Origin of the sequence: Mycobacterium sp. (assembly GCF_019247635.1) — a bacterium.
GTDB lineage: Bacteria > Actinomycetota > Actinomycetes > Mycobacteriales > Mycobacteriaceae > Mycobacterium.
Map to the genome: position 1 here is coordinate 1 of NZ_JAFBAR010000043.1, position 15,582 is coordinate 15,582.

Annotated in this window: 13 protein-coding genes and 1 tRNA gene; 9 read left to right on the top strand and 5 right to left on the bottom strand. The window is 65.8% G+C overall.

Translation table 11 applies throughout. The features are described 5' to 3' along the window. Positions 1 to 1,052, bottom strand: a 1,052-nt coding sequence (locus JO236_RS06330) for an epoxide hydrolase family protein (RefSeq protein ID WP_293326270.1), incomplete at its 3' end; no start/stop codon positions are given. A gap of 672 nt (positions 1,053 to 1,724) precedes the next feature. Here JO236_RS06330 and JO236_RS06335 point away from each other — a divergent pair. Together JO236_RS06335 and JO236_RS06340 are read left to right on the top strand one after the other, a co-directional pair. Next, positions 1,725 to 2,144 carry a hypothetical protein gene (locus JO236_RS06335; protein ID WP_293326273.1) on the top strand — a complete coding sequence of 140 codons (420 nt, stop codon included), beginning with the start codon at positions 1,725 to 1,727 and terminating at the stop codon, positions 2,142 to 2,144. A 132-nt stretch (positions 2,145 to 2,276) separates the two neighbouring features. Further along, positions 2,277 to 3,587: a hypothetical protein gene (locus JO236_RS06340; RefSeq protein WP_293326275.1), complete on the top strand. Its 1,311-nt coding sequence runs from the start codon at positions 2,277 to 2,279 to the stop codon at positions 3,585 to 3,587. 93 nt (positions 3,588 to 3,680) lie between these two features. Here JO236_RS06340 and JO236_RS06345 read toward each other — a convergent pair. The 4 genes from JO236_RS06345 to JO236_RS06360 form a co-directional block, all read right to left on the bottom strand. Continuing rightward, positions 3,681 to 3,755 (bottom strand) — tRNA-Val (locus JO236_RS06345). Positions 3,756 to 3,971: 216 nt separating this feature from the next. Next, positions 3,972 to 4,433, bottom strand: a complete 462-nt coding sequence (locus tag JO236_RS06350; RefSeq protein ID WP_293326278.1) for a peroxiredoxin — start codon at positions 4,431 to 4,433, stop codon at positions 3,972 to 3,974. Next, positions 4,433 to 4,855, bottom strand: coding sequence for a DUF3052 domain-containing protein (locus tag JO236_RS06355; RefSeq protein ID WP_293326281.1), 423 nt, complete (start codon positions 4,853 to 4,855; stop codon positions 4,433 to 4,435). The genes JO236_RS06350 and JO236_RS06355 overlap by 1 nt, the downstream gene beginning before the upstream one ends. A 96-nt stretch (positions 4,856 to 4,951) precedes the next feature. Further along, positions 4,952 to 5,566: a hypothetical protein gene (locus JO236_RS06360; RefSeq protein WP_293326284.1), complete on the bottom strand. Its 615-nt coding sequence runs from the start codon at positions 5,564 to 5,566 to the stop codon at positions 4,952 to 4,954. Positions 5,567 to 5,706: 140 nt separating this feature from the next. On the opposite strand from JO236_RS06360, the gene aceE reads away from it, so the two are divergent. From aceE to JO236_RS06395, 7 genes are all read left to right on the top strand, one after another. After that, positions 5,707 to 8,499 (top strand): pyruvate dehydrogenase (acetyl-transferring), homodimeric type, encoded by a 2,793-nt coding sequence (aceE, locus tag JO236_RS06365; RefSeq protein ID WP_293326288.1) that lies wholly within the window; start codon positions 5,707 to 5,709, stop codon positions 8,497 to 8,499. 108 nt (positions 8,500 to 8,607) lie between these two features. Continuing rightward, positions 8,608 to 9,933, top strand: coding sequence for a PucR family transcriptional regulator (locus tag JO236_RS06370; protein WP_293326290.1), 1,326 nt, complete (start codon positions 8,608 to 8,610; stop codon positions 9,931 to 9,933). 160 nt (positions 9,934 to 10,093) lie between these two features. After that, the gene (locus JO236_RS06375) at positions 10,094 to 11,011 is read left to right on the top strand and encodes an ACP S-malonyltransferase (protein ID WP_293326293.1); all 918 of its coding nucleotides are present in this window, start codon (positions 10,094 to 10,096) and stop codon (positions 11,009 to 11,011) included. A gap of 76 nt (positions 11,012 to 11,087) precedes the next feature. Continuing rightward, positions 11,088 to 11,435 (top strand): meromycolate extension acyl carrier protein AcpM, encoded by a 348-nt coding sequence (gene acpM, locus JO236_RS06380; RefSeq protein WP_293326296.1) that lies wholly within the window; start codon positions 11,088 to 11,090, stop codon positions 11,433 to 11,435. Continuing rightward, complete coding sequence (gene kasA / locus JO236_RS06385) at positions 11,432 to 12,682, top strand: 3-oxoacyl-ACP synthase KasA (RefSeq protein WP_293326299.1); 1,251 nt, start codon at positions 11,432 to 11,434, stop codon at positions 12,680 to 12,682. Before acpM ends, kasA begins: the two co-directional genes overlap by 4 nt. 25 nt (positions 12,683 to 12,707) lie before the next feature. Continuing rightward, complete coding sequence (gene kasB, locus JO236_RS06390; RefSeq protein ID WP_293326302.1) at positions 12,708 to 13,970, top strand: 3-oxoacyl-ACP synthase KasB; 1,263 nt, start codon at positions 12,708 to 12,710, stop codon at positions 13,968 to 13,970. A 36-nt stretch (positions 13,971 to 14,006) separates the two neighbouring features. Next, complete coding sequence (locus JO236_RS06395; protein WP_293326304.1) at positions 14,007 to 15,428, top strand: acyl-CoA carboxylase subunit beta; 1,422 nt, start codon at positions 14,007 to 14,009, stop codon at positions 15,426 to 15,428. Positions 15,429 to 15,582: the final 154 nt, after the last annotated feature.

Consider the following 15,582-nt stretch of genomic DNA (forward strand, 5'->3'; position numbering starts at 1 on the left):
CCGCCCCGCGGCATCGTCGTCCAGTGCGTGATGTTGTAGACCGGATCGCACCACGTCCGCGGCGCCCCCAGCACCTCGCCGGGGAAACTGGCGACGCCGGTGGGCAATTCGACGCGGTCCATCTGCCCCCAGGCCTTGAAACTTTCCCAGTACAGACGCGCCGACGAGGCCGCGGTGCCGGTGACCCAATAGAGCATCACGTTGTCCAAAAGCTCGTCGCGGCTGAGCACGTTCTCGGGGTGGCCGTCGCAATCCATCCAGGCCCAGAACTTTTCGACGATCCACGCCAGCTGCCCCACGGGTGAATCGACTAAGCCGTAACCCACGGTCTGGGGCCGGGTGGACTGCTGTTTGGAATACCCGGTGCCCCACTTGCGGTGATCGGCCAAGGCGGCAAGGGCCCGTTGCTCTTCCGGAGATGGATTGGCCATCGACTCGGTCGTGGGCCTGCCGATCGGCATATTCACGTGAATGGCCGCGCAGTGCCCGCCGTTGCGGCCGATCTGGGTGGTGACGGCCGCGCCCCAGTCGCCACCCTGGGCGCCGTAGCGGTCATAGCCGAGGCTCAGCATCAGCGTCTCCCACGCGCCCGCGATCTTGTCGACACCCCAGCCTGTGCGACTTGGCTTGCCGGAGAAGCCGTATCCGGGCAGCGACGGGCACACGACGTGAAAGGCGTCCTCGGCGCGTCCACCGTGGGCCGTCGGATTGCTGAGTGGCTCAATCACTTTGTGGAACTCGACGATCGAGCCCGGCCACCCGTGCGTGATCACCAGCGGGAAGGCGTTCTCGTGCGGGGACCGCTGGTGGATGAAATGGATTGCCAGCCCGTCAATCTCGGTGACGAACTGGTCGAAGCGGTTGAGCGCGGCCTCCCGGGCACGCCAGTCGTACCCGTTGGCCCAGTAGGCGGCAAGGTCGCGGGTGTAGTCCAGCGGGATACCCTGGCTCCAGTCGTCCACGCATTCGGCTTCGGGCCATCGGGTGCGCACCAATCGCGTGTGCAGATCGTCGAGAACGTCGTCGGGAATTTCGATGTGAAACGGCTTCACCCGTTCATAGTGTCCCTGTGGCCAGACGTTCTTACGACGGGCCCGCTACCGCAGTCGGACATCCCGTTTATTCCGTCGCCGGATCAGGGTCTGTCGATTAATCTGGGCCAGCCCAGTGTCACTGCGGTGTCAGCGGTGATAACCGCGGCCGGCACTCTGCTGCGCGCTCTGAGTATCCCGCCGCTCGGGAGTGGTTGAGCGCTCGTTGCTTGGCGACGCGGCTCTTCGGTGCGGCGGACGCCGCCCGCCGACACATGGGCATGGTGCGCTTCAAGGTCCTCGAGGCCGAGGACGAGGCCAGGATCGCCGGGTTGCGGGATGCCATGGGCGACAATGACTTCGACGGCTGCGGCGAACGCCGACGCGCCGGCAGCGGGTGGTCGTCGCTGACCCGCGCCGAACTCGACGCCGTGAAATTGGTCAGCGAAGGCCTGGTAACAAGAAGATTGCAGCGCGGTTGTCCATCTCGCACCGAACGTTGCACGCCCATCTCACCCACGTCTACACCCCTGGTCAAACAACCCAAGATAACCGCCTGCGAAATGTCCACCTGGACACCGGACCAAGCCGCGAAGTTCCGCGCGCACGTCGCCGATGACCGCCTAGCCGCGTGCTGGCTGCTGACTGGCCGGGCTGCGTCGGTCCGAGGTTCTAGGGCTGCGTTGGGTAGATGTGGACCTCGACGCGGGAACAATCACTGTTGCTCAGGGCCGGGTGGTCGTCGGCGGCGCCACGGTGACCGGTGCACCGAAGTCGACCCGCTCGGCGCGAACGCTGCCAATGCCGCGTGACGTGCTGACCGTGTTGAAAGCGTTCAAGACCCGGCAGGCCGAGGAGCACCTGGCGCTCGGCGGCAACTGGCCCGACACCGGCCTGGTGGCAGTCAATGCCGACGGTTCCCCTATCCGGCCGGAGACCTACTCCAAGGCGTTCGCCGGCCACTGCGTGCGGCGGGGGTGCCGGCAATCCGGCTACATGACGTCCGGCACACCGCCGCCACGATGTTGCTCGACGGCGGCACCACGCCATCCGCGACTGCCAAATGGTTGGGCACGACCCGGTGATCACGCTGCGGGTCTGCCATGTCTATGACGACGCGCTGGCCTCGGCGGGCGATGCGCTGCTGGACGCTCGCGCATGACCACCTAACCGCAGTTCCGCTGTGCGCGAACACGGTCGCCTGCTGGCGGTACACCGTGGCGTGCATTGACTATCGTCGGATTCATGTCCAAGCAGTCCACCGAGGTCTTCGGCGTGTCGACCGAGATCCTGAAGGACTCATACGTCAACCGAGGCGACCTCGACTCGAAGATCGCGTCCTACTTGAAGCGCGATAACCACATCGCAATCCGCGGCGCTTCGAAGAGCGGGAAATCATGGCTGCGTCAGCGAATCCTGGACGACCCCATCAAGATCCAATGCCGTCTCGAGAAGACCGTCACCGACATCTACCGTGAAGCACTCGGCCAGCTCGGCGTAAAGCTCGAGACCAGCGCGAAGAAGTCGAAAACGCTCGAAGGCACTGTCGAGGGCGAGACCGAATTCGGCATACGCCTGATCGGCAAGGTGAAGGCGAAGCTCGGGATCAAGAGCGAGAGGGCAAGCGAGACCACGACCGAATCGCTCCGCCAGAACATCAACGACCTCGACTTCATCTGCGAGCTCATCAAGGAGTCCGGCCGACGGTTGGCGATCGAGGACTTCCATTATCTCGACCAGACCGAGCGCCAGAAGTTCGCCTTCGATCTGAAGACGATGTGGGACCTCGGCCTCTACGTCGTGGTGGTCGGGGTCTGGAGCGACAACAACCTGCTGCTCCACTTAAACCCTGACCTGACGGGGCGTGTCCGCGAGGTGTCGATCGTTTGGACGGACCCGGATCTACGCAAGATCCTCGACCGGGGGTGCGAGGCGCTGAACATCGTCATGTCCCATGAGGTCCGCGAGGCGCTTGTCAGCATCAGCTACGGCAACGCCGGAATCCTGCAGCGCCTCACCATCGACACGTTGGACGCCGCCGGGATCGTCGAGCGCAAGTTCGGGCAGCAGAGTGTCACTGACGTTGCCCACGTCGAGGCCGCCGCGATGTTCTACGCCGAAGAGCTCAACAGCGTCTACCAGAAGTTTGCCCAGAACGTCGCCAACGGCATCCGCAGGCGGAACAACGCCACGGGCATCTACGCACACGCCATGGCGGCAGCGCTCGACGCGCCGGACGACAAACTGATCGGCGGGATCCCGCAGCAGGACATCTTCGCTGTCGCGCACGCTCGCGAGGATCGAATCCAGCGGGGCAACCTCACGACGGCGCTGGGCAACATCGAACGACTCCAAGTCGACTCCGAGGGGCGGGGTTTGGTGCTTTCGTATGCCGAGGGCAAGGTTCGAGTTGTCGATCACCAACTACTTCTCTACCGCCGCTTCGCCACGGTGCGCTGGCCGTGGGAAGACATGATCGCGGAGGCCGACGCGTCGGGCGATGTGGGGCGCTACACGGCGACGAGCGATGCCGTTGCAGACAAGGCCGGTAACTAGGTGACGGACCCCTGGCCTATTCCTGGCCTACCGGGGGGTTCGGCAGAATCCTCCGTCAGATACCGGAAACCGCTCGCTACCTGGTTATTTCGCTGGTGGGCGCGGACGGTATCGAACCGTCGACCGCTGGTGTGTAAAACCAGAGCTCTACCACTGAGCTACGCGCCCATGCCCGCCGCAGGCTACACGCCTGGAGGTCCTGCACCCAAAGCGACCAAATCAGATCAGCAGAAACGGCTCGGTGCGACAACCCTTGTCGCTGCTCTGTCGCTGCTCTGTCGCTGTTCTGTCGCGCAGAGCCGGGCAAAACGGATGCCCCCCGCGGCGGCCCCAAGTACCAAAACGACCCCACGGCCCAGGTGACAAACGCTGCACAGGACGACCTCAGTCCCGCAGCGCCGCCAACGCCGCAGTCCATAACCGCTGGTCGCGGGCTTCGCCGGGTTGTTTCATCTCGGCGAACCGCACGATCCCCGATCGGTCGACCACGAACGTACCGCGGTTAGAGATGCCCGCCACCTCGTTGAACACCCCGTAGGCCTGGCTGACCTCGCCGTGTGGCCAGAAGTCCGACAACACCGGAAACAGGAAACCGCTCTGCGTCGCCCAGATCTTGTGCGTTGGCGGCGGTCCCACCGAAATGGCCACCGCGGCGCTGTCGTCGTTTTCGAAGTCGGGCAGGTGGTCCCGCAATTGGTCCAGCTCGCCCTGGCAGATCCCGGTGAAGGCGAGCGGGAAGAACACCAGCAGTACGTTCTTGGCGCCCCGGTAGCCGCTCAGCGTGACGGGTTGTTGATTCTGGTCTCGCAGCGTGAAGTCGGGGGCGGCGGCTCCGACCTCGAGCATCAGCGCTTCCCGGCCCGTGACTTGGGCTGCACCAACCGGCTGGCGCTCCAGTTGCCGAGATTGACCGACGAGGTGGGCATCAGGCCGGCGGTCGGAGCGGCCTCGGCGATGTCGGAGGGTAGAACATGGCCGGGCCTGCCGGTCTTGGGAGTCAGCACCCAGATCACGCCGTCCTCGGCCAGCGGGGAGATCGCGTCCATCAGCGTGTCGACCAAGTCCCCGTCGCCGTCGCGCCACCACAACAGGACGACGTCGACCACCTCGTCGGTGTCTTCATCGAGCAGCTCGCTACCGCAGGCTTCCTCAACGTCGGCGCGGATGTCGTCGTCGGTGTCCTCGTCCCAGCCCCATTCTTGGACAACTTGGTCTCGTTGGATGCCCAGTTTGCGAGCGTAGCTCTGGGCGTGATCCGCCGCGACCACCGTGGGACCTCCTCCTGCAAATGTCCGCCAAGCTGTCTGAACGCAGTGCGATGGGCTTTATCGTCGCACAACTCGAATGCGGCACATATGACTGCCTCAGAAGTAACCCACGCACATTTTCAACGCCTTGGTTCTGGCGTCGTTCAGCGCGTCAACCCGCTTGTTGAACTCCCCCGTCGACGCATGGGTGGCGATAGCGTTGGCCACCGCCCGGGACGCGTCGATATAGGCATTGAACGCGTCGCGCATCTGCTGCGACAGCGCGTCGTTCATACCGCCGGACACGGCCGTGGCGCTGCCGTTCAGGGCATCTTCGGCCGGGCCTTCGGTCGGCCCGGTGCTCTTGCCCGCGTTGAACGCCGCCACAAAGGCATTGACCTTGTCGATGGCATCCTTGCTGGTGTCGGCCAACGAGTTACATGAGGTGCGAACCACGCTGGTGGTCACGGATTGTTGGCGCTGGGATTCGCGGACACTCGACGTCGCCACCGATGCCGACACCGACGCCGATACCGACGAACGGTAGGCCGGGGCGACATTGGTATCGGGCGTGGCGGTCCCGTTGGTGACGGAGGTACACCCGACCACGTTCAGCAAGCCCATCACTGTCGCCGCGATACAGCCGAGGACCAGAGCGCCTCGCTTGCGGTACTCCCCCCAAGCCGGGAGGCTCACGCGCTTGCGAGGGACGGCACGCCATCCGATGAGCACGGCTTCAGAGGTTACCGGGTCACCAATGCGTCCGCCGTCGTTGCACCGGGTTCGGCGGCAATTACCCTCCCGCAACATCGGTGCGGCACGATAGGGGATGAGGACGAATCAGCTAACCAGCCGACTACAGGAGCAGTGCGTTGACCACCGAGTTCGCGCGTAACGATCTGGCCAAAAACCCAAGCAGCGCAAGCGAACCCGATCGTGTTCGGGTGATCCGCGAAGGTGTGGCGTCCTACCTGCCTGACATCGACCCCGAGGAAACGGCGGAGTGGCTCGAGTCCTTCGACGAACTGCTCGAGCGATCCGGGCCGGCGCGGGCGCGTTATCTGATGTTGCGGCTGCTGGAACGCGCCGGTGACCAGCGCGTCGCGATCCCGGCGCTGACGTCGACCGACTACGTCAACACCATCCCGACGGAGCTGGAACCGTGGTTCCCCGGCGACGAGGACGTCGAACGGCGCTACCGGACCTGGATTCGCTGGAACGCAGCCATCATGGTGCACCGCGCCCAGCGCCCGGGCGTGGGCGTGGGCGGCCATATCTCGACGTACGCGTCGTCGGCGGCGCTCTACGAGGTCGGTTTCAACCACTTCTTCCGCGGCAAGTCGCATCCCGGCGGCGGGGATCAGGTGTTCATCCAGGGTCATGCTTCCCCCGGGATTTACGCGCGCGCCTTCCTCGAAGGACGGCTCAGCACCGATCAGCTCGATGGTTTCCGCCAGGAGCACAGCCACCCCGGCGGCGGATTGCCGTCCTATCCGCACCCGCGCCTGATGCCCGACTTCTGGGAATTCCCCACCGTGTCCATGGGACTGGGTCCCCTCAACGCGATCTATCAGGCACGCTTCAACCACTATCTGCATGACCGCGGCCTCAAAGACACCTCCGAGCAGCACGTGTGGTGCTTTTTGGGCGACGGCGAGATGGACGAACCCGAAAGCCGCGGGCTGGCACATGTGGGCTCCTTGGAGGGTCTGGACAACCTGACTTTCGTGATCAACTGCAATCTGCAGCGCCTCGACGGGCCGGTGCGCGGCAACGGCAAGATCATTCAGGAGCTGGAATCGTTCTTCCGTGGGGCCGGCTGGAACGTCATCAAGGTGGTGTGGGGCCGCGAATGGGATGCCCTGCTGCACGCCGACCGCGACGGCGCACTGGTGAACCTGATGAACACCACCCCGGACGGCGATTACCAGACCTACAAGGCCAACGACGGCGCCTACGTGCGCGACCACTTCTTCGGCCGCGACCCACGCACCAAGGCGCTCGTGGAAAGCCTTACGGATCAAGAGATTTGGAGCCTCAAGCGGGGCGGCCACGACTACCGCAAGGTCTATGCCGCCTACCGCGCCGCGGTCGACCACAAGGGACAGCCGACGGTAATCCTGGCCAAAACCATCAAGGGTTACTCGCTGGGCGCCCACTTCCAAGGCCGCAACGCGACCCACCAGATGAAAAAGCTTGCGCTCGAAGACCTCAAGCACTTTCGTGACTCGATGCGGATTCCGATCAACGACGCCCAACTGGAAGAGGATCCCTACCTTCCGCCCTACTACCACCCCGGCTCCGACGCCCCGGAGATCCGTTACATGCTCGACCGACGCCGCACCCTGGGGGGGTTCGTCCCCGAGCGGCGGACCAAGGCCAAGGCGCTGAAACTGCCCGGCGGCGACACCTACAAAGCGCTGAAAAAAGGATCGGGCCACCAAGAGGTCGCCACCACCATGGCGATTGTGCGCACCTTCAAAGAAGTGTTGCGCGACAAGGAGATTGGCCCCCGAATTGTGCCGATCATTCCCGACGAGGCGCGCACCTTCGGGATGGATTCCTGGTTCCCGTCCCTGAAGATCTACAACCGCAACGGCCAGTTGTACACCGCCGTCGACGCCGAACTGATGCTGGCTTACAAGGAAAGCGAAGTCGGCCAGATTTTGCACGAGGGCATCAACGAAGCCGGGTCGGTGGGCTCGTTCACCGCCGCCGGCACGTCGTACGCCACCCACAACGAACCGATGATCCCGATCTACATCTTCTATTCGATGTTCGGGTTCCAGCGCACCGGCGACGGGTTGTGGGCGGCCGCCGACCAGATGGCCCGCGGCTTCGTGCTGGGCGCCACCGCGGGCCGCACCACGCTGACCGGCGAAGGTCTGCAACACGCCGACGGCCACTCGTTGCTGCTCGCCGCGACCAATCCGGCGGTTGTCTCCTATGACCCGGCGTTCGCTTTCGAGATCGCCTACATCGTCGAAAGTGGCCTGGCGCGGATGTTCGGGAAGAACCCCGAGAACATCTACTTCTACATCACCGTCTACAACGAGCCCTACCTGCAGCCACCCGAGCCGGAGAACTTCGATCCCGAGGGCGTGCTGCGCGGCATCTACCGCTACCGGGCTGCCAAGGAGCAACGTTCCTGCACGGCGCAGCTCCTGGCCTCGGGGGTATCTATGCCGGCGGCGCTCAATGCGGCCGACATGCTGGCGGCCGATTGGGACGTGGCCGCCGATGTGTGGTCGGTGACCAGCTGGGGCGAACTGAACCGGGACGGCGTCGCCGTCGAGAAGGAGCGGCTGCGCCATCCCGACCGGCCAGCCGGTGTGGCGTATGTGACGAAGGCTCTGGAAAAGACTGCTGGGCCGGTGGTCGCCGTCTCGGACTGGATGCGCGCCGTCCCCGAGCAGATTCGGCCCTGGGTGCCCGGCACCTACCTCACGCTGGGCACCGACGGGTTCGGTTTTTCCGACACCCGGCCCGCGGCGCGGCGCTACTTCAACACCGATGCCGAATCGCAGGTGGTCGCCGTGCTGGAGGCACTGGCCCGCGACGGCGAAATCGACCCGTCGGTGCCGATCGCCGCCGCCCGCCAGTACAAGATCGACGACGTGCAGGCCGCGCCGGAGCAGACCTCCGATCCCGGCCCCGGCGCGTAGCGCACGCCGAGCGCGCAACACCGGAGTCGCGTCCGAACCGGATCGATCAGTCCCGCTCGCTCCGGTGAGTTGGCGGGAACTTCCATAAATCAGGCGTAGCTTTTAGGGGTGAACGACAACCCCTTCGCCGGCCCGTTTGCCAAACACCCAAGGTCACCCCTGGAAATGCTGGACACGGTGCCCGAGTCGCTGTTGCGACGGTTGAAGCAGTACTCGGGCCGGCTGGCCACCGAGGCGGTCTCGGCCATGAACGAGCGGTTGCCGTTCTTCGCCGATCTGGAAGCGTCCCAGCGCGCCAGCGTGGCGCTGGTGGTGCAGACGGCCGTGGTGAACTTCGGCGAGTGGATGCACGACCCCCACAGCAACGTCAGCTACACAGCCCAGGCGTTCGAGCTGGTTCCCCAGGACCTGAGGCAACGCATCGCGTTGCGACACACCGTGGACATGGTGCGGGTGACTATGGACTTCTTCGAGGAAGTCGTGCCGCTGCTGGCCCGGTCCGAAGAGCAGTTGACCGCGCTCACCGTGGGGATTCTGAAGTACAGCCGGGACCTGGCCTTCACCGCCGCCGCGGCCTACGCCGACGCAGCCGAGGCCCGTGGCACCTGGGACAGCCGGATGGAGGCCAGCGTCGTCGATGCGGTGGTGCGCGGCGACACCGGACCGGAGCTGCTGTCCCGGGCCGCCGCGCTGAACTGGGACACCACCGCGCCCGCCACCGTTGTCGTGGGGACTCCGGCGCCAGGCCGCCACGGCACCGACGGCTCGAATGGCCAGGGCGGCACCGAGCGGGCCAGCCAGGACGTCCGCGATGTGGCCGCCCGCCACGGCCGCGCGGCGCTCACCGACGTGCACGGCACGTGGCTGGTCGCGGTCGTCTCCGGCCACGTGTCACCCACCGATAAATTCCTCGGCGACCTGTTGGAAGCGTTCTCGGACGGCCCGGTCGTCATCGGACCGACCGCACCCATGCTGACCGCGGCGTACCACAGCGCCAGCGAGGCGATTTCAGGGATGAACGCCGTCGCCGGCTGGCGCGGAGCGCCGCGACCCGTCCTGGCCCGAGAATTGCTGCCCGAACGGGCGCTGATGGGCGACGCGTCGGCCATTGTGGCTTTGCACACCGACGTGATGCAGCCACTGGCCGATGCCGGACCGACTCTGATCGAGACTTTGGACGCCTACCTGGACTGTGGCGGCGCGATTGAGGCGTGTGCCAGGAAGTTGTTCGTTCATCCAAACACGGTGCGGTACCGGCTCAAGCGCATCACCGATTTCACCGGGCGTGATCCCACGCAGCCACGCGACGCCTACGTCCTTCGGGTGGCCGCCACGGTGGGCCAACTCAACTACCCGAGGCAGCCTTCGACCGTCGGCAACAACGCCCTGACGCAGGTGCCATTGCCACTCAGAGCGGGTTCCGTAGGGGCTTAAAGAGGCCCTCCGAGGAATAGTGACCCAGATCGCAGATCGCGGGTCGATATCAAACCTGTAGCTTACGGGGCTATTTTGTAGGGTGTGTACAAAAACCTAAGATGAGGTTCATAATCTGTTACACCCGCCAAAACCGTTTCCACAGTGTTCTCTTAGACACGTGATTGCGTTGCTTGCGCCCGGACAGGGTTCGCAGACCCAGGGAATGCTGGCGCCGTGGCTGGAGCTGCCCGGCGCCGCCGAGCAGATCGCGTCCTGGTCCGCGGCCAGTGGCCTCGATCTGGCACGTCTGGGCACCACCGCATCGACCGAGGAGATCACGGACACGGCGATCGCCCAACCGTTGATCGTCGCGGCCACTCTTCTTGCTCACGGTGAACTCACCAAGCGCGGCCTGCTTGCGGGCGACGACGGCGACGAATTTGTCGTTGCCGGCCACTCCGTCGGGGAAATCGCGGCCTATGCCATCGCCGGCGTGCTGGCCGCCGACGACGCCGTCATGCTGGCCGCCACCCGCGGTGCCGAGATGGCCAAGGCGTGCGCGGCCGAGCCCACCGGCATGTCAGCGGTGCTGGGCGGGGACGAGGCCGAGGTGCTGAGTCGCCTCGAGCAACTCGACCTGGTCGCCGCCAACCGCAACGCCGCAGGCCAGATCGTCGCCGCCGGTCACCTGACCGCGCTGGAAAAGCTCGCCGAAGACCCGCCGGCCAAGGCACGGGTGCGCGCGCTGGGCGTCGCCGGCGCGTTCCACACCGGGTTCATGGCACCGGCACTGACCGGCTACGCCGAAGCGGCGGGGCGCATCGCGACCGCCGAGCCCACCGCCACCCTGCTGTCCAACCGTGACGGCAAGCCGGTGGCCTCCGCGGCCGAGGCGATGGACACGCTGGTGGCCCAGCTGACCCGGCCGGTGCGCTGGGATCTATGCACCGCAACGTTGCGTGAGCACGACATCAAGGCGATCGTGGAGTTCCCGCCCGCGGGCACGCTCACCGGCATCGCCAAACGCGAACTTCGGGGAATCACGGCGTGTGCCGTCAAGTCACCCGCAGACCTGGACGCACTGGCAGACCTGTAACTGCCGGATCGTCCGGGACAACCACAAATCACGTCAATTCGATTTGTACACAACATATTACGAAGGGAAGCACGTCGTGGCCGTAAGTCAGGAAGAAATCATCGCCGGTATCGCCGAGATCATCGAAGAGGTCACCGGTATCGAGCCCTCCGAGGTCACCCCGGAGAAGTCGTTCGTCGACGACCTGGACATCGACTCGCTGTCGATGGTCGAGATCGCCGTCCAGACCGAGGACAAGTACGGCGTCAAGATCCCCGACGAGGACCTCGCCGGCCTGCGTACCGTCGGTGACGTCGTCGCCTACATCCAGAAGCTCGAGGAAGAGAACCCCGAGGCCGCCGAGGCGCTGCGCGCCAAGCTCGAGACCGAAAACCCCGACGCTGTTGCCAACGTCAAGGCGAGGCTGGAAGCAGAAAGCAAGTGACCAAGCCTTCCACTGCTAATGGCGGTTACCCCAGCGTCGTGGTAACCGCCGTCACGGCGACGACATCGGTCGCGCCGGACGTCGAGAGCACGTGGAAGGGTTTGCTGGCCGGCGAGAGCGGCATCCACGTCCTCGATGACGAGTACATCACCAAGTGGGACCTGCCGGTCAAGATCGGCGGCCACCTCAAGGAGCCGATCGACAACCACATGGGCCGGCTGGACATGCGACGTATGTCCTACGTCCAGCGGATGGGCAAGCACCTGAGCAGTCAGCTCTGGGAGAGCGCCGGCAATCCAGACGTCGATCCCGACCGGTTCACCGTCGTGGTGGGCACCGGCCTGGGTGGCGCCGAGCGGATCGTCGAGAGCTACGACCTGATGAACGAGGGCGGACCCCGCAAGGTGTCCCCGCTCGCCGTTCAGATGATCATGCCCAACGGCGCCGCGGCGGTGGTGGGCCTGCAGCTCGGGGCCCGGGCCGGGGTGATCACCCCGGTCTCGGCCTGTTCCTCGGGTTCGGAGGCCATCGCGCACGCCTGGCGCCAGATCGTCATGGGCGACGCCGATGTCGCCGTCGCCGGTGGCGTCGAGGGCCCCATCGAGGCGCTGCCCATCGCGGCGTTCTCCATGATGCGGGCCATGTCGACCCGCAACGACGATCCCGAAGGCGCGTCGCGCCCGTTCGACAAGGACCGCGACGGCTTCGTGTTCGGCGAGGCCGGGGCGCTCATGCTCATCGAGACCGAGGAGCACGCCAAGGCCCGCGGCGCCAAGCCGCTGGCCCGGTTGATGGGCGCCGGCATCACCTCGGACGCCTTCCACATGGTGGCGCCCGCGGCCGACGGCATCCGCGCCGGCCGGGCGATGACGCGGTCGCTGGAACTGGCGGGCTTGTCCCCCAAGGACATCGATCACGTCAACGCGCACGGGACGGCGACGCCGATCGGCGACACCGCGGAGGCCAACGCCATCCGGGTCGCCGGTTGCGAGCGGGCTGCGGTGTATGCGCCAAAGTCGGCGCTGGGCCACTCCATCGGCGCCGTCGGCGCGCTCGAGTCGGTGCTCACGGTGCTGTCGCTGCGCGACGGCGTCATCCCGCCCACTCTGAACTACGAGACCCCCGATCCCGAGATCAACCTTGATGTTGTCGCGGGCGAACCCCGCTACGGCGAGTTTCGTTACGCCATCAACAACTCGTTCGGCTTCGGTGGGCACAACGTAGCGCTCGCCTTCGGGCGTTACTAGGCACGGAAGGACGTTCGCAAGAGCCATGACGCCATCGTCAGAACTGGTTACGGGCAAGGCCCTGCCCAACGTCGTCGTCACCGGCGTCGCCATGACGACCGCATTGGCGACGGACGCGGAGAACACGTGGAAGCTGTTGCTCGACGGCCAGAGCGGAATCCGGACCTTGGAGGACCCGTTCGTTGAGGAATTCGACCTGCCGGTCCGTATCGGCGGGCACCTGTTGGAGGAATTCGACAGCCAGCTGACGCGGGTCGAGCTGCGCCGGATGGGTTACCTGCAGCGGATGTCCACCGTATTGAGCCGGCGTCTGTGGGAGAACGCAGGCCATCCAGACCTCGACACCAACCGGTTGGCGGTGTCGATCGGAACCGGCCTGGGCTCGGCCGAGGAGCTCGTCTTCAGCTACGACGAAATGCGCGCCCGCGGGATGAAGGCGGTGTCGCCGCTGGCGGTGCAGAAGTACATGCCCAACGGCGCCGCGGCGGCCGTCGGGCTGGAGCGGCACGCCAAGGCCGGGGTGATGACGCCGATATCGGCCTGCGCGTCCGGGTCCGAGGGCGTCGCGCGCGCCTGGCAGCAGATCGTGCTCGGTGAGGCGGACGCCGCCATCTGCGGCGGCGTCGAAACGCGGATCGAGGCGGTGCCCATCGCCGGCTTCGCGCAGATGCGCATCGTGATGTCCACCAACAACGATGACCCACCCGGCGCCTGTCGACCGTTCGACAAAAACCGCGACGGCTTCGTCTTCGGCGAGGGCGGCGCGTTGATGCTGATCGAGACCGAGGAGAGCGCCAAAGCTCGGGGCGCCAACATCTTGGCCCGGATCATGGGTGCCAGCATCACCTCGGACGGGTTCCACATGGTGGCACCGGACCCCAACGGGGAGCGTGCCGGGCATGCGATCACCCGCGCTGTCCAGCTGGCCGGTCTCAGCCCGAGTGATATCGATCACGTCAACGCACATGCCACCGGCACTCAGGTCGGTGACCTGGCCGAAGGCAAGGCCATCAATAACGCGTTGGGCAGCAACAGGCCTGCGGTCTACGCGCCCAAGTCCGCTCTCGGCCACTCGGTGGGTGCCGTTGGTGCCGTGGAGTCGATCTTGACAGTGCTTGCGTTGCGGGACCAGGTGGTCCCACCGACACTGAATCTTGTCGACCTCGATCCAGAGATCGATTTGGATGTGGTTGCAGGCAAGCCGCGGCCGGGCGATTACCGGTACGCAGTCAACAACTCGTTCGGATTCGGCGGGCACAACGTGGCAATCGCCTTCGGGCGGTATTAACAACCCCGAGCAACACCGGAACACAGGAGACCTGCGATGACAATCTTGGCCCCCGAGGCGGTTGGCGAGTCGCTCGACCCCCGCGATCCGCTACTGCGTTTGAGCAACTTCTTCGACGACGGCAGCGTGGAACTACTGCACGAGCGTGACCGCTCCGGCGTCCTCGCCGCCGCCGGCACGGTCAACGGCGTGCGCACCATCGCGTTCTGCACCGACGGCACCGTGATGGGCGGCGCCATGGGCACCGAGGGCTGCGCGCACATCGTCAACGCCTACGACACCGCCATCGAGGAGCAGAGCCCGATCGTGGGCATCTGGCATTCGGGTGGTGCCCGGTTGGCCGAAGGTGTGCGGGCGCTGCATGCGGTCGGCACGGTGTTCGAGGCCATGATCCGCGCGTCCGGTTACATACCGCAGGTCTCGGTGGTGGTCGGTTTCGCTGCCGGCGGCGCCGCCTATGGACCGGCACTGACCGACGTCGTCATCATGGCGCCGGAAAGCCGAGTGTTCGTCACCGGGCCCGACGTGGTCCGCAGCGTGACGGGCGAGGACGTGGACATGGCCTCGCTCGGTGGTCCGGAGACGCATCACAAGAAGTCCGGTGTGTGCCACATTGTCGCCGACGATGAGCTCGACGCCTACGAGCGCGGTCGCCGGTTGGTCGGATTGTTCTGCCAGCAAGGGCATTTCGACCGCAGCAAGGCCGAGGCCGGTGACACCGACATCCACGCGCTGCTGCCCGAGTCGGCGCGGCGGGCCTACGACGTGCGTCCCATCGTGACCGCGATCTTGGACGATGACGCGCCCTTCGACGAATTCCAGGCCAACTGGGCGCCGTCCATGGTGGTCGGCCTGGGCCGGCTGTCCGGTCGGACCGTCGGCGTGCTGGCCAACAACCCGCTCCGTCTCGGAGGTTGCCTGAACTCCGAAAGCGCCGAGAAGGCAGCGCGTTTCGTGCGCCTGTGCGACGCGTTCGGCATCCCGCTGGTGGTTGTCGTCGACGTCCCGGGCTACCTGCCCGGTGTGGACCAGGAGTGGGGTGGCGTGGTGCGCCGCGGCGCCAAACTGCTGCACGCGTTCGGTGAGTGCACCGTTCCCCGCGTCACCCTGGTGACCCGAAAGACCTACGGCGGGGCCTACATCGCGATGAACTCCCGATCGCTCAACGCCACCAAGGTTTACGCGTGGCCGGATGCCGAGGTCGCCGTGATGGGCGCGAAGGCCGCCGTGGGGATCCTGCACAAGCGTAGGCTGGCCGCCGCGCCGGAACACGAGCGCGAAGCGCTGCATGACGAGTTGGCCGCCGAGCACGAGCGCATCGCCGGCGGCGTGGACAGCGCCATCGACATCGGCGTGGTTGACGAGAAGATCGATCCGTCGCACACCCGCAGCAAGCTCACCGAGGCGCTGGCCCAGGCGCCGGCTCGCCGCGGCCGCCACAAGAACATCCCGCTCTAGTTCTCACCGCGAGCAGACGCAAAAGCACCCGACACGCCGGGCGTGTGGGTGCTTTTCCGTCTGCTCGGCCCGCGCGCGGCTACGCGCGCGGTGGACAGCTCGCCAGCGTAACCACACTGCGATTCTCGCGAACATTTTTCGCAGTGTGGTTACG